Source organism: Elusimicrobiota bacterium, from assembly GCA_016788905.1.
GTDB lineage: Bacteria > Elusimicrobiota > Elusimicrobia > FEN-1173 > FEN-1173 > JADKHR01.
The window spans coordinates 35630-61787 of the sequence record JAEURZ010000006.1; the positions used below are offsets into that span (position 1 = coordinate 35630).

23 protein-coding genes are annotated in these 26158 nt (G+C 55.2%); 15 read left to right on the forward strand and 8 right to left on the reverse strand.

Annotated features, from left to right (window positions below):
• Positions 1 to 151 precede the first annotated feature (151 nt).
• From JNK54_03865 to JNK54_03900, 8 genes are read left to right on the forward strand one after another with little or no spacing between them, the layout of a single operon-like run.
• Positions 152 to 841, forward strand: a complete 690-nt coding sequence (locus JNK54_03865) for a cytochrome c (GenBank protein MBL8023402.1) — start codon at positions 152 to 154, stop codon at positions 839 to 841.
• Positions 838 to 2586, forward strand: a complete 1749-nt coding sequence (gene cyoE / locus JNK54_03870; protein MBL8023403.1) for a protoheme IX farnesyltransferase — start codon at positions 838 to 840, stop codon at positions 2584 to 2586. The genes JNK54_03865 and cyoE overlap by 4 nt, the downstream gene beginning before the upstream one ends.
• Positions 2583 to 3545, forward strand: a complete 963-nt coding sequence (locus tag JNK54_03875) for an ATP-binding cassette domain-containing protein (GenBank protein ID MBL8023404.1) — start codon at positions 2583 to 2585, stop codon at positions 3543 to 3545. Before cyoE ends, JNK54_03875 begins: the two co-directional genes overlap by 4 nt.
• Complete coding sequence (locus tag JNK54_03880; protein ID MBL8023405.1) at positions 3542 to 4330, forward strand: ABC transporter permease; 789 nt, start codon at positions 3542 to 3544, stop codon at positions 4328 to 4330. Before JNK54_03875 ends, JNK54_03880 begins: the two co-directional genes overlap by 4 nt.
• Positions 4330 to 4956, forward strand: a complete 627-nt coding sequence (locus JNK54_03885; GenBank protein MBL8023406.1) for an SCO family protein — start codon at positions 4330 to 4332, stop codon at positions 4954 to 4956. The genes JNK54_03880 and JNK54_03885 overlap by 1 nt, the downstream gene beginning before the upstream one ends.
• 13 nt (positions 4957 to 4969) lie before the next feature.
• Positions 4970 to 5755 (forward strand): hypothetical protein, encoded by a 786-nt coding sequence (locus JNK54_03890; GenBank protein MBL8023407.1) that lies wholly within the window; start codon positions 4970 to 4972, stop codon positions 5753 to 5755.
• Positions 5756 to 5759: 4 nt separating this feature from the next.
• On the forward strand, positions 5760 to 6896 hold the full coding sequence (queG, locus tag JNK54_03895) for a tRNA epoxyqueuosine(34) reductase QueG (GenBank protein ID MBL8023408.1): 1137 nt from the start codon (positions 5760 to 5762) through the stop codon (positions 6894 to 6896).
• Complete coding sequence (locus JNK54_03900; protein ID MBL8023409.1) at positions 6893 to 8038, forward strand: SAM-dependent methyltransferase; 1146 nt, start codon at positions 6893 to 6895, stop codon at positions 8036 to 8038. Before queG ends, JNK54_03900 begins: the two co-directional genes overlap by 4 nt.
• On the opposite strand, the gene JNK54_03905 is transcribed toward JNK54_03900, so the two are convergent.
• From JNK54_03905 to JNK54_03920, 4 genes are read right to left on the reverse strand one after another with little or no spacing between them, the layout of a single operon-like run.
• Positions 7999 to 8757 carry an alpha/beta fold hydrolase gene (locus tag JNK54_03905; GenBank protein ID MBL8023410.1) on the reverse strand — a complete coding sequence of 253 codons (759 nt, stop codon included), beginning with the start codon at positions 8755 to 8757 and terminating at the stop codon, positions 7999 to 8001. The two genes, JNK54_03900 and JNK54_03905, sit on opposite strands and share 40 nt — an antisense overlap.
• A complete protein-coding gene (locus JNK54_03910) occupies positions 8754 to 9569 on the reverse strand; it encodes a CHASE domain-containing protein (GenBank protein ID MBL8023411.1) in 816 nt (271 codons plus the stop codon). The genes JNK54_03905 and JNK54_03910 overlap by 4 nt, the downstream gene beginning before the upstream one ends.
• Complete coding sequence (locus JNK54_03915) at positions 9570 to 10715, reverse strand: hypothetical protein (GenBank protein ID MBL8023412.1); 1146 nt, start codon at positions 10713 to 10715, stop codon at positions 9570 to 9572.
• On the reverse strand, positions 10708 to 11889 hold the full coding sequence (locus tag JNK54_03920; GenBank protein ID MBL8023413.1) for an FIST C-terminal domain-containing protein: 1182 nt from the start codon (positions 11887 to 11889) through the stop codon (positions 10708 to 10710). Before JNK54_03920 ends, JNK54_03915 begins: the two co-directional genes overlap by 8 nt.
• Before the next feature lie 129 nt (positions 11890 to 12018).
• Here JNK54_03920 and JNK54_03925 point away from each other — a divergent pair, with 129 nt between their 5' ends.
• Genes JNK54_03925 through JNK54_03935 form a run of 3 tightly spaced genes read left to right on the forward strand, consistent with a single transcriptional unit; the run spans position 12019 to position 13577 of the window.
• On the forward strand, positions 12019 to 12561 hold the full coding sequence (locus JNK54_03925; GenBank protein MBL8023414.1) for an NYN domain-containing protein: 543 nt from the start codon (positions 12019 to 12021) through the stop codon (positions 12559 to 12561).
• On the forward strand, positions 12546 to 13274 hold the full coding sequence (gene sfsA / locus JNK54_03930; protein ID MBL8023415.1) for a DNA/RNA nuclease SfsA: 729 nt from the start codon (positions 12546 to 12548) through the stop codon (positions 13272 to 13274). Before JNK54_03925 ends, sfsA begins: the two co-directional genes overlap by 16 nt.
• A gap of 3 nt (positions 13275 to 13277) precedes the next feature.
• Entirely contained in the window at positions 13278 to 13577 is a 300-nt protein-coding gene (locus JNK54_03935; GenBank protein ID MBL8023416.1) for a YbaB/EbfC family nucleoid-associated protein, read from the forward strand.
• Positions 13578 to 13708: 131 nt separating this feature from the next.
• On the opposite strand, the gene JNK54_03940 is transcribed toward JNK54_03935, so the two are convergent.
• On the reverse strand, positions 13709 to 15919 hold the full coding sequence (locus tag JNK54_03940) for a PBP1A family penicillin-binding protein (GenBank protein ID MBL8023417.1): 2211 nt from the start codon (positions 15917 to 15919) through the stop codon (positions 13709 to 13711).
• Between the two features lie 878 nt (positions 15920 to 16797).
• On the opposite strand from JNK54_03940, the gene JNK54_03945 reads away from it, so the two are divergent.
• The 4 genes from JNK54_03945 (at position 16798) to JNK54_03960 (ending at position 22177) form a co-directional block, all read left to right on the forward strand.
• The gene (locus JNK54_03945) at positions 16798 to 17046 is read left to right on the forward strand and encodes a CDGSH iron-sulfur domain-containing protein (protein MBL8023418.1); all 249 of its coding nucleotides are present in this window, start codon (positions 16798 to 16800) and stop codon (positions 17044 to 17046) included.
• A 30-nt stretch (positions 17047 to 17076) separates the two neighbouring features.
• Entirely contained in the window at positions 17077 to 18288 is a 1212-nt protein-coding gene (locus tag JNK54_03950) for an NAD(P)/FAD-dependent oxidoreductase (protein ID MBL8023419.1), read from the forward strand.
• 1 nt (position 18289) lies between these two features.
• A complete protein-coding gene (locus JNK54_03955) occupies positions 18290 to 19708 on the forward strand; it encodes an MBL fold metallo-hydrolase (protein MBL8023420.1) in 1419 nt (472 codons plus the stop codon).
• A 135-nt stretch (positions 19709 to 19843) separates the two neighbouring features.
• Entirely contained in the window at positions 19844 to 22177 is a 2334-nt protein-coding gene (locus JNK54_03960) for a sodium-translocating pyrophosphatase (GenBank protein ID MBL8023421.1), read from the forward strand.
• A 66-nt stretch (positions 22178 to 22243) separates the two neighbouring features.
• Here JNK54_03960 and JNK54_03965 read toward each other — a convergent pair whose 3' ends face one another.
• The 3 genes from JNK54_03965 to JNK54_03975 all read right to left on the reverse strand — a co-directional run bounded on the left by JNK54_03965 (position 22244) and on the right by JNK54_03975 (position 26113).
• Positions 22244 to 23554, reverse strand: a complete 1311-nt coding sequence (locus tag JNK54_03965) for a hypothetical protein (GenBank protein ID MBL8023422.1) — start codon at positions 23552 to 23554, stop codon at positions 22244 to 22246.
• Between the two features lie 7 nt (positions 23555 to 23561).
• Entirely contained in the window at positions 23562 to 24338 is a 777-nt protein-coding gene (locus JNK54_03970) for an outer membrane lipoprotein-sorting protein (GenBank protein ID MBL8023423.1), read from the reverse strand.
• 71 nt (positions 24339 to 24409) lie between these two features.
• Positions 24410 to 26113: a hypothetical protein gene (locus JNK54_03975; GenBank protein MBL8023424.1), complete on the reverse strand. Its 1704-nt coding sequence runs from the start codon at positions 26111 to 26113 to the stop codon at positions 24410 to 24412.
• Positions 26114 to 26158 lie beyond the last annotated feature (45 nt).

The window sequence follows — 26158 nt, forward strand, 5'->3', positions numbered from 1 at the left end:
ATTCCGCAGCGTGATGTCGGCTCTGTTGTCTCATCTCTTTTAACATAGCAGAAGAACATTTTTTTTTCAAGGGTTTCTTATCAAGGGGGTGGATCTTTCCTTGAGAGATAGGTCCCCTTCATATACAATGGGGCATCGGAATCCCAACCTTATGCACTTATTTTTATCGGCTTTAATTGTTTTTTTTCTGTGGGGGTGTTCTTCCCCTTCGGATCCTGTGGCGCGGGGTCGGGCGCGCTTCGTGGGTCTGGGTTGTTTAACGTGCCACCGTGTGGGTGATCGTGGGGGAGGGCAGGCGGGTCCCGATTTGACCACCGTGGGTCTTCGTCATTCAACGGAATGGCTGGACCTTTGGATGAAAGATCCCCAAGAGTGGAAGCCCGATACCCGAATGCCCCGTTACAAATTAACGGAATCGAACCGTGCTGAGCTTGTGGCCTATATGGCGACGCTCCAGGGGGAAGACTATCGGCGAGACCCGCCCTGGAATTCCAGACGCTTCCAAGGTCAGCCGGAAAAACGTGGGGAAAATATTTACAACCGGCTCGGATGCGGGGTCTGTCACGGGCCGTACGGAGGAGGAGGGGTCCGGAACACGAACGTGGTGGGTCTGGAAATCCCTTCCCTCACGATGGTTCGGGACGGATTTACCCGTGACGAATTGAAAGAGCGAATCGCCTTGGGGCGGCAACCGGAACCTGAGGATCCCTTGAAACCACCCCCGATGTTTCTTATGCCGGCCTGGGGAGATTTGCTCAAAGAGGATGAAATGGAAGATTTGATCACCTATCTGTATTCTCTTCGCCCACCAATAAAACCGGGTGATGTGTGGGACGAATGACCGATCCCTACGTTTATTCTCCAGGAAGATTTCGGGTGGCCTTGACGTTGGTTGTGGCCACCTTGGCCCTTATTTTTGTCGGAGGTCTTGTCACCAGTACCCATTCCGGTTTGTCGGTCCCGGATTGGCCCCTTTCTTACGGTCGGCTCATGCCGCCCATGGTAGGGGGGATTCTTTTTGAACACGGACACCGGATGGTGGCCACAGGGGTGGGAATGCTGACCATCCTCACCGTTGTGGTCTTTCGGCGGGATCCTCGAGCGTGGATTCGCCGGGCGTCTTGGGGTGCCCTGGCCCTTGTGGTCGTTCAGGGTGTTTTAGGCGGTCTAACGGTCCTCTATAAGCTTCCTAAACCCATTTCCATTGCCCATGGAACTTTGGCCCAAACGTTTTTTTGTCTGACCGTTGCCTTGGCGGTGTGGACGTCTCCGGCGTGGCGATCGACCGGGGTCCCCGCCGCTCCGGACCGACCCTCACACGTGCCACTGCCCCATATTGCGTTGCTCCTCTTTCTCACTCTTTTTGTTCAACTCGTGTTGGGGGCTGTGGTCCGCCATACGGGTCACGCCATTGAATTCCATATTGTTAACGCGGGCCTCCTCCTCCTGTGGATCGGATGGGTGTTTCATCGCTTGAATGGGACCCACGCTCAGGATCTCACGCTTTGGCGGACGGCCCTGGGCTTGGCGGCGGTCTATTTTCTCCAGGTGTCGCTGGGGGTGATCACGCTCTTAAGTTTCACGGTGAGCGGTTGGCAACTACGACCGATGGCGGTTGTGTTGTGGACCACAGGGCACGTGATGGTCGGGGCCCTTCTCTTGGGATTTTCCGTGATGTTGTTGCTCTTGGCCTGGCGACGCTTTTCAGGAACCTTCACGTCGAACCGTGTGAAAGATTACATGGCTCTCACGAAGCCGGGGATCAGTGTTATGGCCGCGGTGACCGCTCTGGCGGGGTTTCTCCTCGGATCTCCGGGTGTTTTGGATGGGGCGCGTTTGGGGCACACGGCCTTCGGCGTGCTTTTGGTGTCGTCCGGGGCCTGTGCGTTAAACATGCTTTTTGAGCGAGATGTGGACGCGCTCATGCGGAGGACCGAATCTCGCCCCCTACCTGCCCGCCGACTTTTTCCGGGAGAAGCGTTGTTCGTGGGGGTCCTCTTATTGGTGGGAGGAATGGTTTATCTGGCGGGTTTCGTGAACGGATTGACGGCGGTGGTGGCCGGACTGACAGCCAGCGTTTATCTTTACGTCTACACACCGCTCAAGAAAATTACCGCGCTCAATACGGTGTTTGGTGCGGTGGCCGGGGCCCTCCCTCCGGTGATGGGTTGGACCGCGGCCGCGGGTCGGTTTGAACCGGGGGCTTGGGCGTTGTTTGCCATCCTTTTCTTTTGGCAGTTTCCCCACTTTTTTTCTCTGGCGTGGCTTTACCGTGACGATTACGCCCGAGCGGGGCTTTCCATGTTGCCGGTCAAGGAAATCGATGGGAAGAGGACCGCTCGTCGCATCGTGGGGTTAACGGTGGCCCTGTTGGTGGCAAGTTTTCTGCCCTTGTTGGCGCCCCTGGTGGGGCCCGCTTACGCGGTTTCCGCCGGCCTGATGGGCGGAGGTCTTTTGGTTTTGGGGTTTCTCTTTTCGCAAGACCGGTCGACGACTCGAGCCCGTAGGCTCTTTTTGGCTTCGGTGGTTTATTTGCCGGTCTTATTGGGCATCCTTGTTATTGACGGTGTGCGGTGGAGCGTATGACCACCGATGCCGTAGAGATTGACGGGCTCCGTCACGATTATCCGCCCCGACAGCGAGGCGCCGATCCCTCCCCGGCGCTCCGCGGAATTACTTTTTCTGTTCAGCCGGGGGAACTGTTTGGTGTCCTCGGCCCCAACGGAGGAGGAAAAACAACCCTTTTTAAAATCCTTTCCACGGCGCTTCGTCCCACCGGGGGTCGGGCGGTTCTCTTGGGACACGAGGTGGCGGTGTCTCCCGAAAAGGTTCGCGAAACGATTGGAGTGGTTTTCCAATCGCCCAGTCTCGATAAAAAACTATCCGTCTTAGAAAACCTTATTCATCAGGGGCACCTGTATGGTTTGGAAGGGGAAACACTTCGCCGGAGGGCGACGGATCTTTTGGCGCGGCTGGGTGTTGCCGATCGGTCGTCCGATGGGGTCGAAACCTTGTCTGGTGGCCTTCAACGACGGGTGGAGATCGCCAAAGGGCTGCTTCACGAACCCTCCGTCCTCCTCTTGGATGAGCCCACCACGGGTTTAGACCCGGGTGCCCGAAAAGATGTGTGGACGTATCTTTCCTCGTTAACAAAACAAGGGGTGACCGTTCTGGTGACCACTCACTTGATGGAAGAGGCCGAGCGGTGTTCTCGCTTGGCGTTGTTGGACAAAGGCTTGCTGGCGGCCTTGGGCACCCCCGCCCGATTGAAAGACGATATTCGAGGGGACGTGGTGACCGTTATTACGACAGATTCCGACCGGCTGATTGAGGGGGTTCGCGCTCAATTCGGCGTGGAGGCGAAGGAAGTGGACGGGTTTGTTCGGATGGATCGTCCCGACGGGCATCGGTTTGTTCCCCAATTGGTGGAGGCGTTTCCGGGATTGATTGTTTCTGTTCAAGTGGGAAAACCCACCTTGGAAGACGTTTTTGTTCTTCACACCGGCCATCGGTTTTGGGCGGAACAATCGGAGGTCCTCGCGTGAGCGGTCGTCGTTTCATCTTAGCCACCGGGACCTTGGTCGCCCGTGAAATGGCGCGTTTTTTTCGGCAAAGGAATCGGGTGATTGGGGCTTTGGCGACCCCCCTCCTCTTCTGGCTTTTTCTTGGAGCGGGTTTGGGACGCAATTTTCAGGCTCCCCCGGGGACGGTGGGAGCGGGACTGAACTACCTGCAATACTTTCTTCCCGGGACCATGGCGCTTGTCTGTTTGTTCACCGCTATCTTTTCAACGATTTCAGTGATTGAAGATCGCCAAGCGGGGTTCCTTCAGGCTGTCTTGGTCTCCCCCGCACCTCGGGGGTCCATTGTCATGGGAAAAATGCTTGGAGGTACCCTTTTGGCGCTTCTTCAAGCGGTGATCTTTATTGCGCTTCTTCCGGTGGTTGGTGTTTCTCTTTCCGTGAGTGGGGTGATTTGGGCTGTGGTAATCCTGGTTCTTCTTTCTTTTGGGTTAACAGGGCTCGGGCTGATGATGGCTTGGATGACGGATTCCATTCAAGGATTTCACGCCATGATGAACTTGATTTTGATGCCGATTTGGTTTCTGTCTGGAGCGGTGTTCCCTGTGACGGGGGCCCCAGGGTGGCTCCAGGTTCTCATGTTGGCCAACCCTGTGACCTACGGTGTGGCCGGTCTTCACCTCGCTTTTTTTGGTTCCTCGGGAAGCGGCGGACCGTCTATGTTGGTGTGTGTGGGAGGGATTTTCCTGTTTTCGGTGTCCATGTTTACGGGGGCCTGGTTCTTGGTTCATCGAACGCGCAGCCACTAATGGCTTTTCGGGTTCCACCACCCGAGTTCTTTTTTCGGCAGTTCTGTCTCTGGTTGACCCTGGTGTTGATGGGGCTGATTGGGAGTTCGTGGTATCTGGATCGTGAAAAATCCAAGACGTCTGATTCTCCCAAAGGCGCGCCTGTCCCGGTGTTTCATCTCTTGGAAAGCACTGGAAAATCCTTTTCATCGGTTCAACTTACGGGACGTGTGTGGGTGGCCAATTTTATTTTTACCCGTTGCCAGGGTCCTTGCCCTCTCCTTTCCCAACAAATGGCCCGGTTGCAGAAAACGTTTGCCGATGCGGAGGATTTTCGGTTGGTTTCGTTTTCCGTCGATCCGGCGTTTGATACCCCCTCGGTCCTTCGTTCCTATGGGGCGCGGTTCGGAGCGGATCCGAAACGGTGGTTTTTCTTGTGGGGGGAACCCCCCACGATGCACGAAGTGGTGGTGAATGGGTTTCGTATTGCCGTGGATGGTTCCTCCCCTCCGCATCCCGCAAACCAACTGATCCACAGCGTTCGTTTGGTGCTCGTGGACAGGGACGGGATCCAACGCGGTTCTTACGACGGGACGAACGACGAAGAGGTGGAACGCCTTGAACGTGACCTGCGTGCGCTCTTGTGACATGGGAACAAAGATGAATTCTGTTGTCGCGCCGGCCAAGGAGAAGGATCCTTCTCCCCCCGTTTTGATTATTGGGCATCGGGGGGCGATGGGCCACGCTCCGGAAAATACACGCGCGTCTTTTGAGGCGGGCCTTCGGTTGGGGGCGGAGGCTGTGGAATGCGACGTCCATCTTTCGAAGGATGGTCAGCCCGTGGTGATTCACGATGAAACGGTGGATCGCACCACCAATGGTCGTGGCCTCGTTCGAAAGAAAATCTGGGCGGACCTGCAGCGCCTGGACGCGGGGTCCTGGTTTGGTCGGGGGTTTGCCCGTGAGAAGTTATGGCGGTTGGACGATCTTTTCGACTGGGCCAAATCCCGTCGGACTAAAACCGGGGCACTCCTCCAGGTTGTTGTTGAATTAAAAACCAATTCTGGGAACGCGCGTTCCCTTGTTCAACAGACCGTTGCGGTTCTGAAGAAAAGGGGAATGGTGGGACGGGTAATTTTAATTTCTTTTAATCCTAAAGCGATGACCCAGGCCAAGGTCTCGTGTCCCCGCCTTCGAACCGGACTCCTTTTACGCACCATCCCTCAGGACCTTCCTCGGCGGATGGCGCTGTCCAGGGCGGAGTGGGTTTTCCCTCGGTTCACTCTTCTGACGGACCGGTTCACACGGGAGGCTCGGCAGCGGGGATGGTTCGTGGGAACCTGGACCGTCAACGAGCGATTGGACTTGAAACGCGTTCTTCGTCTCCGGGTGAACGCCATCGCTTCCAACTTTCCCGAACGGCTGGTTCGTCTCCGTTCTTCCTGAACAAGTGACGAACGCAAAGGCACAACGGGTTCGAGCGTTGGCCCAGGAACTTGGGTTTGACCGTGTCTCATTCACCGGATCGGATTCCGTGGTGGAAGATGGGGACCGTTTGGCTTCTTGGTCTCAAGCGGGTCATGCCGCGGGGATGGCGTGGTTGACCCGGGACCCCGCGCGGCGCGCGTCTCCTCGCTCTTTCCTCGCGGAAGCCCGGTCGGTGATCACGCTCGGGGTTTCGTTTCATGCGGGGCCTCTTCCGGCGGCTCCGGGATTGGCCTACGGGCGTGTGGCTCGATACGCTTGGGGTGTGGACTATCATCCTGTGATTGAACGGCGGTTGGAGGAATTTAAAGAGAAACTTGGGCGCGAGTTTGGTGACGTGCTCGCCCGGCCGAGCGTGGACGCCCAGCCGTTTTTGGAACGGGCTTTTGCCCGAAGGGCGGGGTTGGGTTTTGTGGGAAAAAATACCAACCTCATTATCCCGGGTTTGGGCTCAAACTTTTTTCTGGCGAACCTTGTCGTGAATTTGGACCTTCCTTCGGACGCGGCTCTTCCTCAAGGGTGCGGGTCTTGCGAACGGTGTGCGGATCGATGCCCCACGGGGGCGCTGGACACGCCTTTTTCTCTGGACGCACGGCTTTGTTTGGCGTACCACACCGTTGAGAACCGCGGGGAGATTCCCTGGCCTCTCCGAGTCCGAGGGGGCGATTGGTTGTTTGGGTGCGATGATTGTCAGGACGTTTGTCCATTCAACGTGCGTCCGTTGGAAAGCCGATGGCCAGAATTTTCATCGGATCGTGGGACGGGGGCCTGGGTGTCCTTGGCGGAAGTTCTCCGGTTGAAAACACCGGAAATGTTTCGAGCGCGATACGCTGGGACGGCCCTCCTTCGGGCGAAGCGCGCGGGATTGGTTCGGAACGCGTGTTTGGTGGCGGCGAACCGAGGGGCTGTGGATCTTTTGCGAGAGGAACTGACCGACGTGCTTCGGACGGATCCGGAACCATTCGTCCGGAATCACGCGGCGTGGGCTCTGGGACGTGCTAGGGCTCCTTGGGCACGGACCGTGTTGGAGGCGGCTCGAGGAACGGAATCGGTCGTGGCGGTTCGGGATGAAATAGAGCGGGTCTTGGAGAACAAGGAATGACACCTATGGACGCGATCGTTCGGGCCGAAATCGGGCGGCGGGGCCGGGTGACCTTTGCGGAATTTATGTCGTGGGCACTTTTTCATCCGGGCTACGGTTACTACATGACCAAGGTTCGGACCGGGCGAGCGGGGGACTTTGTGACGAACGTTCAGACCGGTCCCTTGTTCGGCCGCTTGTTGGCGGAAACATTTATCGAGATGTGGGACGCTTTAGGATCCGAACGGTTCACCCTGGTGGAACTGGGTGGATCCGACGGTGCTTTAGCGGAATCGGTGCTGCGCGCTTTGGAAGAGAAGGGGCGGGCCCGCCGTGTCAGTCTCCACCTGGTGGAAGCGAGCCCCGTGGCCCGACAGGCCGCTCGGTGTCGATTGTCCCGCTATGGACATGTTCATTTTCACGCCAGTTTACAGGAAATGGAACATACGGCGGGGGTGGACGGATGTGTTTATTCCAACGAATTTTTTGACGCTCTCCCCTTTCATCGCGTCCGTTGGAAAGAAGGGCGCCTTTGGGAACTGTGGGTGGAAACTCATGGAGAACGTCTGCGTGAGTGTCCAGGGCCTCCCTCCCCTGGTTTAGCGGAATCTTTGGCTTTGTCTGGGGTGATCCTTGAGGAAGGCCAAGAGGGGGAAGTTTTTCTTTCTATGGAAGATACAGTGGAAGAAATATCCCGCGTTTTGGCTCGAGGTTTTGTGCTGACGGTTGATTACGGTGGGGTGGGGGGGGAACTGTTTGGTAACCATCGGCCCCATGGAACGCGACGAACTTTCTTCCAGCACACCGTTGGAGAGGATCCTTTCACCGCCATAGGCGAACAGGACATGACGGCCCACGTGGATTTTACGCGTTTGGCTCGTTTGGGAGAACCTCGAGAATTGGTCCCCCTTGTTTACGCGCGGCAAGGGTCCTATTTTCTCTCGGCGGGGGAGAATCTTTTACGGACGTTGGTTGAAGGGGCGGCCGAATCCGACCGACCGCGGGTGGCACGGCAAGTTCAACAGTTGATTCATCCCCATGCGTTTGGGGGGGCCTTTCACGTTTTGGTTCAGGGGAAAAACGTGGGGGGAGTGACTTTGTCTGGAATGAAAGTAAACCGTCTTCAGCGTTTGTCGCCCTTTTCAATCCAATCTAAAATTTGAATCTCTAGTTTTCCGTCGAAGAGTTGAACCCCGTGGGCCCCCTGAGGCGTCCCCGCCGAAAGGGGTTTCCATGTGAGAAGGGAAGGCGGAGCTAACATTTTCAATCGTTCGGCGCTTGTGAAAGCGTAGAGATCCGGTTTCGCCGCGATGAGGAGTGTGGGCAGGGTCAAGGAGGATATGGGGCCCTCCGTTAAAATCCCCGCGTAATTGAGGCCGGGGGATAGAAGGACCAGTGCCCGTGTGCCCGGGAGGCGTGCGGAGGCGTCCAAAACCGTGTTCGCTCCGACGCTTGCGCCGATCAGAACAATTTGTTGCGGAGTGATCCCGTTCTTCTTTTTTAACGCGTTGACCACCCGTTCCAAATCTCCCGGGAGATGGGCCCAAAAAGCGGGATTGCGGCCGTTGTCCGGATCCTCGAAATTGACGGGTTTCCCTGAAATCGTTCCACGGCTTCGTCCGTGGCCTCGAAGATCAAAGGCCAAGGAACCCCACCCGCGATCGGTGGTTCGCTGGAGGATTGGAGCCCATTCTTCGCGTGAGCTTCCTAACCCGTGCACTGTAACGAGAACCGGGGCGCCCTTGGCCGTGGGGGCCGTGTAGGTCCCTTGCAAAATAATGGGGTCGTTCGACGTTGGTCCTTCGACAGCCACATCGAAAGGTTCTGCCGCGATGCCCGCCCACCCGCCTGCCATGAGTAAGACCATCAGAAGTCGTTTCATTTTCGTTTCCTCCAAAGGTAATATATCAGGAACCCCAACAATCCCTCCGCGCACAGCGCGCCGACGACAATGGCCAAGGTCGGCGGGGGCGCCTGTGGGTGAAGAAGAATCCACCAGGTTCGGTCCGCCACGGGAAGACTGAAATAGGAGTCGTAAGCCGGTGAAACATTTTTTACCCCAGGGGACGGGGAAGCGTAAATTTCGCGACCCTGCCGCTCATCAATGATCGTGTAATAAAAATCTCGACCAACGGTTGGTGAAATCAAGTCTAGCGCCACACGGGCGATCAGAACCGATCCCTCCAGCACGCCCGTCCATTGCCCGCCGTAGTGGACCGGGGCGTAAAGGAGGATCCCCCTCCCCCCTTCCATCAGATCCACAAGTCCGGAGGCCGCGGGTTCTCCGGTGCTGACGGACCGGTGGGCCGCGGTCCACTCTTCGGAAGGATTGACCAGATTTGTTCCCTGCGTGAGCCGACGGGAAGTGAAAGGGAATCCCCACTGTCGCCTAAAACTTTCGTTTAAAAACGCGATCGCGGAATACACCGGAGCGTCACGTAAGAGCCGGACCGCTTTTTCCTGAAAACCGGTTTCTTCCAGTGTGGCGCTCTGCCCCATTTCATAGGCCAAGTCTCCCAGGTCGCGGGTTTGGCGATCAAGGGTTTCCTGCAGGTTCGACCGCGCTTCCTGAGAAACGCCCGCTGATCTTAGGAAAAACGCGTTATGGACAGTGTTTCGGAGGTGATGGGCGGTGGCGGCCATTCCCGATAGGATCACGATCGCCCAAACCATCCCCCACAATCGGTTCACCATCTATTCCGGAACGTAGGGGCGCCGGATCAGCGCTTTCGCCTTGTCGTGAAGTTCCCACACGTCACGGCGTTTCAGAACGGTATGGTAGTCGGCCAAGGCGTCTTCGCGTCGGCCGATTAAATCGAATGTTTTTCCCCGGTGGAGATACGAGAAACTGATCCAACGGTCTTCAAAGGGAAATTCAGCGAGGATATGATTGTAGAGGGCGAGGGCTTTGGCGGTTTCTTTTCGGCCCAAATAACTGTTCGCAAGAGCGTAGAACCCCCGATGTTCGAACCGCGCCCCGTAGTGAGGTCGTCCCTCTTTGATGCGGGCAAGGAAATCCAACGCTCCGGCTTCCAGTCCGTCCCAGTCCTGGGCGTCGCCCAACAAGAGGAGTTCAACAAAATGAAAAAAGGGGCTGTCTGGGAACTCCAGACGACCTTCCCGGAGGAGAGCCAAAGCCGTGGCTGGATCTTTTTCATTGTTGGCGTAAATGTTCACGAGAAAAAGGCGCGCGGGCATACGGGAGAACCGTCCTCGCGTCATGGCGAGACGAATTTCTTCAAGCCCCTGGCTTTTGGAACCACCGAAAACCATGCGGGCAAAAAACTTCACGGTGGCTGGGAGAACCGCCACGTAGTAATGAAAGATTCCGGGGCCCAAATAGGCATCGTAATTGTTTGGATTGATCTCAATGGCTTTTTGCTGAATGTCGAAAGCGCCCTTGCCGTGCCGGTAGGCGGCCAGCCAATGGCCCTGAATGGCGTCCCAGCGCGCCAGGAGGCCCAACGCCCCGCCCCAGCAAAGATGGCCGACCCCCGAGGGGTCTCCTTTCTTGACCATGGCGCGGGTCATCGCGATGGTTCGATCGGCCGTGGCGATAAACTCTTTTTCCAAGACGTCGTTTTTTTCGTCGAATTCGTTCGTCAGTTCCCACCACAGGGTGGTGGTCAATCCATAAAGCCCAATGGGGTGAGCGGGGTAGGTTTCGGACAAATGGATAAACGTGGATTTCGCTTTCGGAAAATCGAGGTTGTAGAGAGCGGTGAGACCTTCGTCAATGGCGGTGTTCATCCGTGCGTCCGCGGTGGCCGGTGGAACAGAGGCGAAGAGGGAGTTTCCCAACAAAATACCACTTAGAAAAAGAGCGAACCCTTTATTCATGGCAGGGTTGAAACAATCCAAAACAGCTGGTGTATCCGTGGACGTAGGTGGTGCCCCCTACCGGTCCGATTTCTCCGTTGCAAAAAAAACCACCGAGAGGGACCGGCCCAACGTTCTGTAAAAAAAAGTCGGTGTCATGATTGGCCTTCCCGAAAAGGGATTTTCCGCGGCCCACGCACGAAAAGAGAAGTGCTCCCCGGGTTTTGGTTTTGGCTTCTCCCGTGCGGTCAAAGACCGCACGAAGATCTTCGGTCGAACTGTGAGAATCCCGGAGGTGAAATTGGATGGTTTGGCCCGGGCGAAGGGGGGAGCCGATCGCCAAAGAGCCGTTTTCGTTGTTAACGCCAAGGATGTTTCGAATAAGGAAATCTCCTTGGGCAGGGTGATCCAGGGTGGATGTCATGGCGATCCCCACGAAAAGGGCTTGTTTCATCAGCCGGCGATCCCGGTCCGGAAGATCCGGGAAAATGGATTGAAGCACCTCCACCGGAGGTTTTCCGTTAACGGAAATCAAGATGTTTTCGTTACACTCGGTCACGCGAAGCGGGAGACCAATGGGGCGGCATCCTTGAGCGACAACGGTCTCAAGGGCAATATTTCCTGTGAGGGCCACGCCGACCAATCCGGATCGAAGGCACAAATGGTTCAGGTAGAGGGCGTTTCGTCCGGGTTCCGACCCGCCCGAGGCCAGCCCACCCACTTTGGCAGATTTTGGAAACGCGAAATCGAGACCCAGGATAAAGTTGTCAATTCGAAAGGAAAAAGGGTCAGCCAAAAGTACGAACTGCGGGTTCTCTGTCGCTCGAACCCCCACCAGTTTTTCCCAGGCGCGGGGAGAATCATCCAGGTCGGGCAAGTCCTCCTCTTGGATGGAAAAAGCGTGAACTTTAACATCGGGAAGAACCGCGGCGGTCAGGCTGACCCCGGGTTTTGACTCCAGTTCTTTTCCTTCGCCGATGAGCCCGGCGGCGCTCGTTCCCATGACCACCCGGCCCGGCAGTCGATCGGCCAAAAGTGCGCCGGCCTCTTCATAGCGGTCCGCAAAGTTTCGGGACACGAACAGGGCCATGAAATCCGGCACCGCTCCATCCAATTGTTTTTTAACCGAGAGGGCCGCTTCTTTTACGGCCGTTTCCAATCGGCTTTCTGCCGAAAGCGCTGAAGCCCATTTCATAGGGTTCGATGATACCACCTTGCGCGGATCCCGGCTAGACGGGTTACCGACCCGATAAAGAAGAGACCCCCTTGGGGCAATCCTTTGAAGAGGTTCGGATGGCGGTTTACCTTAGGCTCCGATTGGCGTATGATTGAAGCATGGTCAATTCCCGCATCGTTGGGGCCTCCTTTCTGGGCGGTTGTAGGTCGCGCTCCGGGTGATTTGATGGCCCAATTCGTCGTTGATGGGTACAACGTTATTTGCCAATCGGAGGCGCTTTCATCCGGTTTGCTTCGGGAGCGACGGGAGAAGTTGCTCCGTTTCATCGAAGATCGCCAGCCCCAAGGGAGTCGTTCCCATTCGGTCACCGTGGTGTTCGATGGGCAAGCGGATGTTTCTTCTCCCCCGTGGACGGGGACAACACGAGTTCTCTTTTCACCGGGGAAGGACGCGGACAAGTTAATTAAGGATTTGGTGGACGATTTAGCGAATCCCCGTGAAGCGGTTGTGGTGACGGATGACCGGGCCATTCAGCGGTGGGTGCGCGGTGTCGGGGCACAGGTCTTGGGGGTTCAATCTTTTCTGGCGGCGGGGACCCCCGCCGTCCAACCGCGAAAAGCGGACAAAATTTCTCGGGACGATATTGACGCGATCAACCGGGAATTGTGGAATTTATGGAAGCTGAAATAGTCTTTTCGCCACCGTTGGCGCGGGGGATCCTCCTGAAGCGCTACAAGCGTTTCTTGGCGGATGTGCGTCTTGAAACCGGGAGAACAGTGACGGTCCATTGCCCCAATACGGGGAGCATGAAAAGTTGTTCCGAGCCTGGACGCCCCGTGGCGCTCAGTTATCATCCCGATCCTGGAAGAAAACACCGGTACACGTGGGAGATGATTGAAATGGACGCGGGCTGGGTGGGTGTCAATACCGGGATTCCCAACGGCTTAGCGGGTTTGGCCGCCCAGTACGGACTGATTCCAGAGTTCATCAGTTTCACGGATGTCCGGCGGGAAGTGCGCTACGGCGTCAACAGTCGGATTGACCTTTTGTTGGAAGGGCCGCCGGGCCGGTGTTGGGTTGAAATAAAAAATGTGACCTTGCTGGAAGGGGACGCGGTTTCTTTTCCGGACGCGGTCACCGAACGCGGGAAGAAACATTTGGAAGAATTGACTCGGGTGGTGCAGAGGGGCGATCGCGCCGCCATGCTGTTCGTGGTTCAGCGCCCGGAGGGAAAGGTATTTCGCGCCGCGGACCACATTGATCCCGCGTACGGGGAATCCCTCCGACGGGCCGTTGACGCGGGTGTTGAGGTTTTGGTTTACCGGGCCATCGTGGGTCCTGACCGGATTCGTTGGGGGGACCCTATCCCCAAAGATTTTTCAATCCCATCAGAGAGAGGATAACGTATGTTTGACAAAATGAAGCAGTTGATGGATATGCGCAAGATGGCTCAGGAAGCGGAACGGCGCTTGGGGGATCTGCGCATTGAAAAAAAAGCATTGGGTGGAAAGTTAGTCATTGTGGTGAATGGAAACCATCGGGTGGAGAGCTTGTCGATCGACGACACGTTGTTAAACCCCGGACAGAAAACGACACTTGAAAAATCTTTGGCGGCGCTCCTGACAGAAACCGGTGAGGCGGTTAAGCGTGAGGCCGCTTCGAAAGCCATGGAAATGATGAAAGGGATGAATCTTCCCGGAATGTGAGAACGCCTGACCCGAGAGACGTTTCCGTTTGTCTTTTGTGCGGGGGAACCGCTGTGTCGCGCAAGTGTAAAATTATTTGCCTCAACTGTGGTTCCACGCGGGATTGTTCGGATCCCTGAGCCCTCCCGCCGTTATTCGGTTATTTCTTCCTCAGGAGGCGGTTCGTTGGTTTCGTGGTCCACGGGACATAAATCCGTGGGGACGGTCCCCTCGCGGAAGGCCTCGAGTACGACGTGGGGGCAGGTGGGCAGGGCCAGATATCCGGTGTCACGATCGATTTTTGAAAACAGGATGCCGGGGGGGGCTTGAAAGTCGCGGTTGGGCACGTATTTCGTCGCTTCCGTCATATACTCGGTCCAAAGGGGAACGGTGGTTCCCGCGCTGGTTAATTTTTTCCCCAACGACGTAAAATCGTCGTAACCAATCCAAACACCTGTCACCAAATCCGGAACATAGCCCATAAACCACAGGTCCCTCATGTCCTGGGTTGTGCCTGTTTTTCCGGCCACAGGTCGGCCCAAGCGGCGGGCGTAGGAGCCCGTCCCTTCCTGAATCACCGCTTGCATGAGGCGAGTGATCAGATAGGCATTTTGAGGGGACACGCTGGGCGTCCCTTGGATCACATTTTCTTCTAAAACTTTTCCGTCGCGGTCCACCACGCGGGTTACGGTGTAGGGATCCATGTGAACCCCATTGTTGGCGAAGGTCCCAATGGCACTTGTCATTTCGAGAGGAGTGACAACCGAGGAACCGAGGGCCAGGGAAAGAACGGCGTCCAGGGGACTGTTGATTCCAGAGCGATGGGCGATGTCCACCACGGCTTTGGGGCCAACCCGATCGATCAGTCGAACCGAAACCAAGTTCCGGGATCCCGCTAAACCCCGGCGAAGAGAGATGGGGCCCAAAAATTTGTTGTCCCAGTTTTGCGGGGCCCAGATCGGGTCGGGTTGATCGGGTTTCCGGGGCAAGAGGTAGTATCCCGTGACCATTTCCCGGAGCGTGGCGTAATCCGTGGCTTCGGCCACCAGGCGGGGGCGACGTTCCATGTCGGTGAAAGCGATGGGGAGGTCGTCGACAATGGTGGCGGCTGTCATCCCCGCGTCCAAGGCGGCTAACCACACGAAAGGTTTAAAGGTTGAGCCCGGCTGACGCTTGGCTTGCAACACGCGATTGAACTGGCTCTCTTGAAAATTGCGGCCCCCCACGAGGGCTCTTACGCCGCCGGTGTGGGGATCCAGAGAGACGAGCGCTCCTTGGACCGGAACCGGTTCGGGGAAATCATCGGGTTCTTCTTCTTTCTCTGGGGCCGCTTTCCATTTTTTCCAGCGGTCAAAAAAGTCTTGTGTGATTTCTTTGCTTTTCAGCAGGCCTTCCAAGCGTTGCTCCGCGTATCGGTCGTCAAAGGAGTTCCAATGCCGCTGCGTGATTTCTTCCGCGGCGCGCTGCATGCGGACGTCCAAGGTGGTGAAGATGGACAATCCCCCTTTGTAGAGGGCTTCTGTCCCGTATTTGGGCTCCAATTGAATGCGAACACTTTCGACGAAGTAGGAAGCGTGTGCGGTATCGGCCTTTTTTCGCTCAAACAGATGGGGTACGGCGATGGCGTGCAGTTGTTCTTTTTCGGTAATATAGCCCTCGTCTTTCATGCGTTGAAGAACTATATTCCTTCGCCGGATAGCGCGGTCGGGCCGCCGAAAGGGGGAAAATCGTTCTGGCCCTTTGGGCAAACCGGCCAAGAGAGCGCATTCCGGCAAGGTGAGATCCGTGGCGGATTTATCAAAGAAAGTGCGGGCCGCCCGCTCGATGCCGTAGGCCCCATGGCCAAAATAAATTTGGTTGATGTAGAGCTGAAGGATTTCGTCTTTGCTCAAGTTCCGTTCGATCTGAAGAGTGAGAAGGAGTTCTTTCACTTTCCGAGAAAGAGTGCGTTCCCGTGTCAGGAAGATGTTTTTGGCCAATTGTTGGGTAACAGTGGAGGCCCCTTGAACAAGACGTCGGGCGCGAATATTTTTCCAAAGGGCACGAAGGATCCCACGCGTGTCAATCCCCATATGGGAGTAAAAATTGTTGTCCTCGATGGCCAAAACGGCCCGCCGCATATTGACCGGAATTTCGGTCAAGGGGAGCAGGCTACGTTTCTCGATAAAAAGTTCGGAAATAAGTTCCCCGCGAAAATCGTAAACCTTCGTGACCAGAGACGGGGTGTAGTTGTCCAGGCTGTGGACGGGAGGAAGGTCCACTAAAAAGTGCCGTAAGAAAAGGCCGAGGGCCAAAACCGCGAAGATGAAACCCGTCAAGAGAATTGAGATCAGGGCTCGATGGCGAACGAATGGATTGTTCATGGGCCCCTATCCTACGTTTTTGGAAAAGACCCATCAAGATTTTTTCGACGATAGAGAAGGCGCCCATGGGCTTGCGGACCCAATGAGGGGATGCTAGAATCCCAACGCTATAGATTTTTCCCCGGTAGCTCAATGGTGGAGCATTCGACTGTATGAAATGCGCTTGGCGCCGGTGCGATCGAGTGTTGACAGGGCGGCAAAGAAAGTTTTGTGGATTAAACTTCAAAACAAAATTCTTTGTTGCTCGTAGACGCAGTAACCTGAAATCAATGGCTGTTGGCCATATGGGCGGACGTTGTCAGCTCTGCGGTTACAGCCGATGTTTCCAGGCTTTGACGTTTCATCATGTTGATGGAAAGTCTTTCGGCATAGCTTTTAAGGGCTATACGAGATCTTGGGAACGAGTCAAAGCAGAACTCAAGAATTGCCTGCTTGTCTGTGCGAACTGTCACGCGGAATTGCACGCCCAGCTTAATAATGCAGCCCCGTTTGGAAACAGGCGGGTGAATAACCAGGTGAATTCAGGGAAGCCTTCGTCCAAAAGACATGGGAATCCTGAGCCAAGCCCAACATCATCGGTTGGGAAGGTGCAGAGACTAGAGCTTACGCTCGTACCCCGTAAGGGGGAAGCGCCTGGCTCCGTCACCCCAGACTTCCGGGGCCGGAGATGAGATAGTCCAAGCCTTGAGGAAACTCAAGGGAACTTGTAATCGAAGGGTTGCTGGTTCGAGTCCAGCCCGGGGAGTATTTTTATTCCGGTTTGTCGTCGCGCGATCCATCTGAATGGGTGTCGCGACGGGAAACCGGATTTTTCTTTTCCCAGGAGGCGGCTCGGTTCGGTATAATAGAGCCATTAATCCAATGGGAAGGAGGAACCCATGTCCGAACCTCGCGTGGCTCAGAAAGGTCCTTATATCAAAGAAGAAAGCCCTGGAATGAAACACTGGTGTGCGTGTGGGCATTCGGCGAACCAACCCTACTGCGATGGGGCCCATGCCAAAAGTGGGACGGGGCTTCGACCTGTTCCTGTTGAAATAAATGAGGTCAAAAAAGTGGCGTGGTGTGGGTGTAAGCACACCAAGACCCCGCCCTATTGCGACGGAACCCACCGTAACCTCCCCGCCTAGGTTCCGATCTTTGCGGAACGCTGCGATCGCGTGACAGCCCCATCTGTCGTTGTGGTGGGTGGGGGGGCCGCGGGATTTTTTGCCGCCATTGCCGCGGCGGAGGTCGGGGCTTCGGTTGTTCTCCTGGAACGGGGACGGGAGGTTTTGGCAAAAGTCCGGATCTCGGGAGGTGGGCGATGTAATGTGACACACGCCTGTTTCGAACCGAAACGTCTCGTTCAACATTATCCCCGGGGGGGGCGCGAGCTCTTAGGTCCCTTTCACCACTTTCAGCCCCGTGACACCATGGACTGGTTTCTCAAACGGGGTGTCGATCTGAAGATCGAATCCGATGGTCGCGTTTTCCCCTCTTCCAACCAATCCCAATCCATTGTGGACGCTCTGATGAGTGCCGCCCGTGCGGCCGGTGTCAGGATCCACACGGGTCTCGGGGATCTGCATGTCAAAAAAGAAGAAAACCATTTTCGGGTCCATCAGGGTGAAAACCTGTGGCAAGGGGACCGCTTGATCCTGGCCACCGGAAGCGGAGCCCAAGGCCATCGCTGGGCCCACGAGCTGGGGCATTCCATCGTTTCCCCTGTACCGTCCCTATTTACATTGACCATTTCAGACCCGCGGATAAAAGGATTGGCTGGAGTTTCGGTAAAATATGCCGATCTATCCATTGAAGGGACCGAGCTTAAACAATCGGGCGCCTTGCTGATTACCCATTGGGGTCTTAGTGGACCTGTTGTGCTTAAATTATCGGCATGGGGGGCACGGGAGCTTAACGAACGAGAGTACAAGGCTCACGTTTGCGTTAATTGGGTGGGAAGGCGGGGCGAATTGGTTCAAGAAGAGATGAAAGGCATGCGAACCGATTTTCCCAGGGGCGCTGTGTCTGTGCGGCCCCTTGGTGATCTACCTCATCGATTGTGGGAACGGCTTGTGAGCGCGGCGGGGTTGGTCCGCGATCGCCGATGGGCGGACCTTACAAAAACAGAATCCGTTCGTTTAGGGGATGAGCTGACCCGCGGACGTTTTTTAGTTTCTGGAAAAAGCGCGTTCAAAGAAGAGTTTGTTACCGCGGGGGGGGTCCGTTTGAAAGAGATCAATTTTTCGACTATGGAAAGCCGGCTTTGTCCAAAACTTTACTTTGCGGGTGAACTCTTAGACATTGATGGGGTCACAGGAGGGTTCAACTTTCAGAGCGCTTGGACAACCGGTTGGCTTGCGGGTCGTGCCGCTGGGGGAGGTCGTTAGAATGGAAAACGCACCAAAAAATTTCTCGATCCGGTTTCATGGGGGGGCGGATGAGGTGACGGGCTCCCGCCATTTGGTGGAATATGGAGATTCCCGAATCCTGATGGATTGCGGCCTCTATCAAGGGCATCGTCACGAGGCGTTGCTCAAAACCCGGTCTTTCCCCGCGGATCCCAAATCCATTTCCTCCGTTCTCCTTTCCCACGCGCACATTGACCATTCGGGAGGATTGCCCCTGTTGGTGAAGGAAGGTTTTCGCGGGGGGATTCACTGCACGGAGCCGACGGCGGATCTCCTCCGCATCATGTTGATGGATTCCGCCATTTTGCAGGAGGAAGACGCTAAATTTTTCAATAAAATCCATGCCGCCGAAGGCCTCCGCATTGAGCCCCTTTATGACAAAGAGGATGTGGAGAGGACCTTGGCGGTGTTGAAAACCCATCCCTACGACGAATCGTTTGAAGTGGTTCCCGGGGTGGAAGGCGCTTTTTTTAACGCGGGCCACGTCTTGGGATCCGCCATGGTTCACCTGGGGCTGCGAACATTGAAACGAAAACGGCATCTCCTTTTTACGGGGGACTTGGGTCGCCGGGAGAGTATTTTAATGGATCCACCTAAAATCCCCGCCCACGTGGACTACCTTCTGATTGAAACCACTTACGGAGGGCGCACCCACCCGCCGGTGCATGAGGCCGAAGCGTTCCTGACCAACGTGATCAACCGGTCCGAAAAGGAGGGGGGGCCCATCCTGATCCCCAGTTTTGCGTTGGAACGGACCCAGGAACTCGTGTTCATCTTGGAAAAACTTCTCCGACAAAAGAAAATAAAGCCTATTCACATCTATGTGGATAGCCCCATGGCCACGAACATAACCGAAATATTTCAGAAACATATGAGCCATGTCAGTTTGTCAAAAGAATTTAGGGATTTTGCTGTTAAGGATGGGGACCCCTTTGGGTTCGGGTCTGTTCGCTATGTTCGATCGGTGGAGGAATCCAAGCGGTTGATGAATACCCCCGGCCGAAAAATTATTATGGCGGGATCAGGGATGTGTGAGGGAGGGAGGATTCTTCATCATCTGCGCAATTTGGTGGGATTCTCCCACACGACGATCGTGATTGTGGGTCACCAGGCGTCCGGGACCCTGGGCCGTCGGCTCGTGGAAGGATCCCGTAAGGTGAAAATATTCGGGCTCATGCACGCCGTGGCGGCGGAAGTCCAGGTTTTGACTCACCTTTCCTCCCACGCGGATCAAGAGGACTTGGCGTGGTTCGTCCGTAGCCTTTCGCCTCGTCCGGCACAGACCTTTCTTGTCCATGGGGACCAGACCCAGCGGGAAGCCCTTCGCGACCGCCTGAAATCCGAGGGGATTGACCGTGTGATTACCCCCCGATTTGGCGAGGTGTTCGAACTGGATTAGTTTTAGTTGTTTCCCTTCCGATAGGAAAATCCTGTTGAGAAAACGATCGTTTTTTTTGACCCTTGACCGAGACGACCAGTAAGGCTAGAATCCATTCTTCCAATTCCACACGCTGACCCAGGAGGTTTACAGGCTATGCAAGGTTTAACATCGTTCGAACAAATTGCCATATGGTGCGTTTTGGGTGTCGCCATCATTGGTTTATGGTATGCCTATTTTCTACGGAAGCAGATTTTGCGGGAAGATTCTGGAACGCCCAAAATGAAAGAAGTGTGGAACGCCATTCGGGAAGGCGCGGACGCTTATCTGGGCCAACAATTGAAATCCATTCTGCCGTTAATCGGTGTGTTAACGGTGGCGCTCTTCTACTCGGTCTACATCGTCCCTCCTACTCCGGAAGCCATGGAGCGGTTTCACGGGATGACGGAAGACCGCGTGCGGATGATCATCGGGTTGGCGCGGGCGGGGGCGTTCGTTATGGGGGCTTTTTTTAGCTTGATGGTGGGCCAGATCGGAATGCGGATGGCGGTGCAAGCCAACGTCCGCGTGGCCTCGGCGGCGCGACGTTCCTTTGGTGACGCGCTCCGGATTGCCTATCGAGCGGGGACCGTGACTGGGATGTTGACCGACGGTTTAGGTCTTTTAGGCGGAACGGTGATCTTTATTATCCTCGGCATTGCCGCGCCGGACGCTCTTTTAGGTTTTGGTTTTGGTGGGACTCTCCTCGCTCTCTTTATGCGTGTGGGTGGTGGTATCTTTACAAAGGCCGCGGACGTGGGGGCCGATTTGGTGGGGAAAGTCGAAGCGGGCATTCCTGAAGACGATCCACGCAATCCGGCCGTCATTGCGGATTTGGTGGGCGACAACGTGGGAGACTGCGCGGGGATGGCCTCGGATATTTTCGAGTCCTACGAAGTGACCATCGTGGCCGGACTAATTCTAGGTTTAGCCCTTATGCACATTACCGGGCGAATGGAGTGGATTGTGTTTCCCCTCATGGTGCGGGGCATCGGGGTCCTCTCTTCGATTTTCGGAACCTATGTCGTGAAAGAGGGGCCGGGGGGGGCGGGGAACGCGATGAAAGCGATTTTCAAGGGGTTCTTGGTTTCAGCGGCCATCAGCGCGGGTCTCTTCTTCATCGCGGGATACTTTTATCTGCGTGGGCCTGAAATGGACGCTTGGGGTGGTTGGTGGCGGATTCCGATGGCAGTGGCTTCGGGTGTTCTGTTGGCTATTCTTATTGATCGGTTGACCGAACACTTTACGGGAACCGAAGCTTCCCCCGTCAAAGAAATTAAAAAGTCAGCGGACACGGGGCCGGCGACCCTCATCCTCCAGGGCATTTCAACGGGTTTCGAAAGCTCCGTCTGGTCGATCCTCGTTATTGCCCTGACGATCGTTTCTTCCATCGGGATTTTTGGCACGATTCCCGGATTGGACCCGGCCCAGCGGGTGACGTTTATTCTGTATGGGGTGGCCATGACAGGTATTGGAATGTTGACCCTGACCGGCAATAACGTGGCCATGGACTCGTTCGGTCCTATTGCGGACAACGCGAACGGAATCGGGGAAATGTCCTGGTCCGGAATGACAGATCCTGAAACGAAGGCGGCACAACGGATTATGGCGGATCTCGACGGGGTCGGAAACACGACCAAGGCCATCACTAAGGGCGTGGCAATCGGTTCCGCCGTTATCGCGGCCGTTGCCCTCTTTGGTTCCTTTTTGGTGGACGTCGCTCGATCGCAAATTGAGCATAAGGTTGAGCCGGATAAACTTATCACGGCGCTGGGGATTCGGGTCGATGTGCCCATCGTTTTTGTGGGTATGTTGATCGGGGGCGCCCTTCCCTGGCTCTTTTCTTCCTTCGCCATTCAAGCGGTGAGTCGCGCGGCGGCCAAAATCGTTCAGGAGTGCCGTCGTCAGTTCAAGTTGGGCGTTTTGGAGGGAAAGGTTCCGGTGGATTATCGGCAGGCGGTGTCCATTTCGACCACGGCGGCTCAAAAAGAATTGGTGAGTTTAGCTCTGTTGGGCATCCTCACGCCTATTCTCGTGGGTCTGGTGTTCCAGGTGGAAGCCCTGGGCGGGTTTTTGGCCGGACTTATTTTGTCGGGTCAGCTCCTCGCGGTCTTTATGAACAATTCCGGTGGCGCTTGGGACAACGCGAAGAAACTGCTTGAAGAGGAACCGCGGAGCCTTGCCGACAACACGGGCAAAGGTTCTGAGCGACACAAAGCAACGGTCGTGGGAGATACCGTGGGCGACCCGTTAAAAGACACGTCAGGGCCCGCGCTGAACCCTATGATTAAAGTGGTCAACCTGGTGGCCGTCATTATTGCTCCCATTGTGGTGGGGTTTCAACCCCTGGGGGCGAAGGGATGGACGGTGGCGGCCCTTCTCCTCGCAACGCTTATTTGGGCGATTCGCCGGTCCAAAAAACCGGTGGAAGATATGACGAAAGCGGTCTAAAACCCTTTCAGGGTTATTGTGTTTGAGCGGGGCGGGTCGCCGAACGGGCGGTCCGCCCCGCTCAACTTAGAAGAAGTAGGTCAGAGACAGGTAGGTTTGATCGTTGTTATCAAAAAAACCAATTTGACTGGAAGGGGGGCCGCCGTAAATATCCACCCCCAGTTCAATTCCCACATTCGGGATGTATCCCACATTGATTTTAGGATTGTGGTAAAAACTTTTATCGGTCAAGTTAACGAAGCCCAGGTAACCCAGCTTAATGTTGCCACTGAGGATTTCCACGGAACACTGGCCGCTGAGTGACGATGTTTTTTGTTTGTGGGGCGCTAATGAGGTTTCGAAGTCGCGGATATGGCTCTGACTGTAGGACAAGTTCATGTAAGAGTTTGAAGGCCCGTTGTAGTCGAATCCTCCCACAGCCGTAATCAGGGGTTTCCTTTTTTCTTCCAAGGTCGAGGTGATGAAGCTATGACTGGACACATAGCTTGCGTCCCCGCGTAATCCGAAGCTTCCCATCGTCGTTTCAAATTCTAAACCGTAAACTTCTTCCCTCAAATAGCGGAATTCTAAGGGAACAGTGGTGTTTTTGGACCAGAGAACGAGATCTTCGACAGAAGCTTCATGTCCGGGAGGTGGGGGTGGTGGTGGGATCGGGAACGCGGCCATGGAAGGGGTGTCTCGTCTGTGGTTGAGATAGACCAAGGCCAAGTCGATCCGGCCAATGGTGCCGGAAAGACGTCCCCCGTAGCCGGCATCTTTCAATGTTTGGGCGGGGGATTTTTCCTGGATCCCAATCGGCCCATATTTTTTTTCCAAATGACCAAAGTAGGACCAGTCATCACCCGAATAATAAAAAGCGGATTTTTCAAAAAAGGGGATAAAAATACCTTGAAGATTTAAATAATCCGTGAGGAACTCCAAATTGGCCATAGGAACAGGAATTTTGCGGTCCGCCCGCGTTTTGGTGAGCCCTTGGGTGAGATCTTCGGGATTGAGGATATCCAGGGGACTTATTTCATCGGCTTTTCCCCATCGGACGATTTGGTTTCCCAAACGCAAATTAATGTGTTCGGAGGCCAGGTTGAGGTAAATGTTATAAGGGCGGACTTTTCCGTCCACCATCCATTGTCCCGCCACCGCTTGAACCGTGGGATTGGGAAGGTATTTCACCTGAGCGTTAATGTCCGTGGTGGTTTTCGATTTTTCTTCAAACAAATTGTCTTTCTGGGTGTCCCAATTAAAACGGTTATTGATTTTTGCGGTCAGTTTAATCGGGAGAGGTTTGGGGGGCGGTCTTTGGGTCCAGCCCTCCCCTGTGGCAAAGAAAAACAGGCCCAGAAGGGCGCCCGATTTCCAAAAAAGGGGGAGGAGTCTCACGGTGGCGTTACCGTGTCTGCTTCAGAAAGCCTCGGGTAAACATGCGGTTGGGAAGGCCATCGTTGTATTTGATTTGAGTGGTACGCAGGATCGTTTGGGTGTTTCGCTCGGAATTTTTCATTTCCACTTCCATGGCGGTCCAAATGTCTTGGATTTTTTCGAGTCGCCGAACTGTAAATATTTTCGTGGGTTGACGAATCACCCGGGTGTAATATTCGACACGCAATGGGATGTAAATGTCTTTGGGGATCCAGGAAATCCATCGCTTGTATTGGGACGATTTCGGATCCAAAGGAACGCTTTCAATCACCCAACACTCCCGACCGCTCCTGGATTCTTCCCGGAGAAGGGTGTGGGTGTCTTTGTCCACATTGCGCTCTTGCATGTCTTCATACGTGAAGTCCGTGTTCACAAAATCACTGTTTTTTTGTGAGGACGCGATGCGTCGATCGCGACCGATTACCGGGAGATAAAGGAACTGCTCATCGTCTTTCCCCTCCACTTGCCACGAAAGAAAGCAGGTCCCATCAATGGACGCGGGGGCCGTAAAACGGATGTAGCTTTTCGTCAGGGGTCCAAAATCTTTTACGGCCGAAATCATCGACCGCGCCTGAGTCACCCCGGACCTGTCGGTCAAAAGCATTTCGACTTTGGCGTAACTGTCCTTGCCATCGTCTCGGTCATTGACCCGTTGCACGATGGTTCTTCCGTCCAGTTTTTCGGCCGAAAAAGAAACCATTGGTAAGGCCAACAGAAGGGCAGAAGCAAGAACGATAGGGATCATGAGTGACTCCTTAATGTTTTATGGTTTAACTCTAGCCCCAAGCCTTTCTCATGTCAAGGGGAGGGAGTCCCCTATCGATTTTTGGGAATGGTTTGAAGGGTAAAGGGATTGAACCTGTTTTTAGCAAAAATGTACCAAGCGGCGGTGGACGTGAACCCGCGATCCTGGCGAACCCAGTCCAGCCCCCCTTCCTTGTTCGGGGCGTAGGGGATTGCGCGCGTCGTTTGCCCCTTTATTTTTCGATCAATCAAGAGCGCGTCCAATTGATTGGAGTAAAAGTTCGCCCGATCTTCCTTCCCAGAGACATAATAGGCGCACGCCATTTGACCCACCCCATCGGCCCATATGTTTTGGACGTCTGTCCGCGCGCTATGAAAAAAACCCATCACGCGCCGGCCGTTGACGCGCAGCGTTTTCCGATACCGGAAATCGCTTTCAGGAATGCCCAGGGCGTTGGCGTAGGAGGATCCCAAGGCGAGAACTTGCCAGGAGTACAGATCCAGGGGAAGGCGGCTCCCCACCAAGACCGAATGGAGCCATGTACGGATGTCTCGGGGGATTGTTTTTTCTCCAACGAGTTTCAAGGCCGCGTAGCAATCCAGGTTTCCTTCCGGATGTCCAGAGGATTCATGCAAGGCTGTGTCGCTCCGACGCCACCCGTGGCGGATATACCCGCCTGGGGAGGCGGGCTGGTAAAAAGAAACCAAAAGGTCCCGCAAGAGGTTTTTGAGCGTGGCGTATCGATCGGGGCCATAGCGTTGCCCGTAGTAGTGGGCCGCGATGAGAAGCCAGGCCATATCCCCCATCCACCGATCCGACCCGTGCGGCGCGAGAAAGGCAGATCCTTCCGCGGAATCCTTGAGGTACATGTCCTGATAAAACCCACGGGGTTCGCCCTTCACAAAAAAGTTTTGTCGGCTTGCGTCCAGGTTCAATTCATCCGTGGCCCTCGAATAAAAATCAAGAATACGGGCCGCCCTGTCTCGGTCGTCCTTTAAAATAAAAACGATGGCGGCCAGGGCGTTGTTAAACGTTTGGGCGCGGTTGTCTTCCATGGAAGATAACAATTGTTGCTCAAAGGAACCGGTGTCTTGAATGGTTTTGAGCCATTCGTAGACAAGGGGGTCTTCCGGGAGGGCTCTTTTGTCTCGTCGGGCAGTGAACCCGAACCCTTTTTTGTTGCGGGCCGGATCTAATCGTGGCCCATCCGGAATTGGGGTGGCCATCATCCCAGGACGTCCGGGGCCAATCTCATCCATAGAGAGAGTTCCCACTTCGGCGGTTCCCGCCACGGCCAAGGAAAGGCGAATGGGACGATTTAAATCCCCATCTCCTCCCCACCCATATTCAAAACTTTCAGGGTAAAGGACAACGGGTTCCCATTTGGACGAATACTGGGTGAGGGGATATCGACAAAGAAAGACGGATCCATCCTGATCCTGTATTTTGACTTCTAACGTTGCTCCCGAATCGGCGCGGAAAAGAAAAGTGAGGGGCCGCCCCTCGAAATCGGTTTCGTCCCAATCACGCGAAATTTGGACCCACCGATGGCCGGGTCCCTGAAGCGTAAAATTCAAATCCAGGCGAACCCCATCAATGCCTTTTGTTGGCTGGAGGGTGAGAGAACTTTCATTATCGGTTTCAATGGTCCATAGGGTGGGGCTGTCCCAATCGGATCCTCCGGCATGGAGGGTTCGAACATCGAACCCGAACATGGAAATAAGGAGGATGACCCCCCAAGAAACAGGACTCAAGATATTTAGTGGAGAACCCATAGCCGTGATGCTACATTTGAGTTAGGGAAATTGCCAGTTTTTTCA

Excerpts from the sequence above, each read along its gene's own strand:
- JNK54_03925 (MBL8023414.1), top strand. The coding sequence starts at position 12,019 with ATGATTGAAGCATGGTCAATTCCCGCATCGTTGGGGCCTCCTTTCTGG.
- JNK54_03900 (MBL8023409.1), top strand. The coding sequence starts at position 6,893 with ATGACACCTATGGACGCGATCGTTCGGGCCGAAATCGGGCGGCGGGGC.
- JNK54_03865 (MBL8023402.1), top strand. The coding sequence starts at position 152 with ATGCACTTATTTTTATCGGCTTTAATTGTTTTTTTTCTGTGGGGGTGT.
- JNK54_03910 (MBL8023411.1), bottom strand. The coding sequence starts at position 9,569 with ATGGTGAACCGATTGTGGGGGATGGTTTGGGCGATCGTGATCCTATCG.
- JNK54_03955 (MBL8023420.1), top strand. The coding sequence starts at position 18,290 with ATGGAAAACGCACCAAAAAATTTCTCGATCCGGTTTCATGGGGGGGCG.
- JNK54_03960 (MBL8023421.1), top strand. The coding sequence starts at position 19,844 with ATGCAAGGTTTAACATCGTTCGAACAAATTGCCATATGGTGCGTTTTG.
- JNK54_03905 (MBL8023410.1), bottom strand. The coding sequence starts at position 8,757 with ATGAAACGACTTCTGATGGTCTTACTCATGGCAGGCGGGTGGGCGGGC.
- JNK54_03875 (MBL8023404.1), top strand. The coding sequence starts at position 2,583 with ATGACCACCGATGCCGTAGAGATTGACGGGCTCCGTCACGATTATCCG.
- sfsA (MBL8023415.1), top strand. The coding sequence starts at position 12,546 with ATGGAAGCTGAAATAGTCTTTTCGCCACCGTTGGCGCGGGGGATCCTC.
- JNK54_03915 (MBL8023412.1), bottom strand. The coding sequence starts at position 10,715 with ATGAATAAAGGGTTCGCTCTTTTTCTAAGTGGTATTTTGTTGGGAAAC.
- JNK54_03920 (MBL8023413.1), bottom strand. The coding sequence starts at position 11,889 with ATGAAATGGGCTTCAGCGCTTTCGGCAGAAAGCCGATTGGAAACGGCC.
- JNK54_03945 (MBL8023418.1), top strand. The coding sequence starts at position 16,798 with ATGTCCGAACCTCGCGTGGCTCAGAAAGGTCCTTATATCAAAGAAGAA.
- cyoE (MBL8023403.1), top strand. The coding sequence starts at position 838 with ATGACCGATCCCTACGTTTATTCTCCAGGAAGATTTCGGGTGGCCTTG.
- JNK54_03890 (MBL8023407.1), top strand. The coding sequence starts at position 4,970 with ATGAATTCTGTTGTCGCGCCGGCCAAGGAGAAGGATCCTTCTCCCCCC.
- JNK54_03970 (MBL8023423.1), bottom strand. The coding sequence starts at position 24,338 with ATGATCCCTATCGTTCTTGCTTCTGCCCTTCTGTTGGCCTTACCAATG.
- JNK54_03975 (MBL8023424.1), bottom strand. The coding sequence starts at position 26,113 with ATGGGTTCTCCACTAAATATCTTGAGTCCTGTTTCTTGGGGGGTCATC.
- JNK54_03935 (MBL8023416.1), top strand. The coding sequence starts at position 13,278 with ATGTTTGACAAAATGAAGCAGTTGATGGATATGCGCAAGATGGCTCAG.
- JNK54_03940 (MBL8023417.1), bottom strand. The coding sequence starts at position 15,919 with ATGAACAATCCATTCGTTCGCCATCGAGCCCTGATCTCAATTCTCTTG.
- JNK54_03885 (MBL8023406.1), top strand. The coding sequence starts at position 4,330 with ATGGCTTTTCGGGTTCCACCACCCGAGTTCTTTTTTCGGCAGTTCTGT.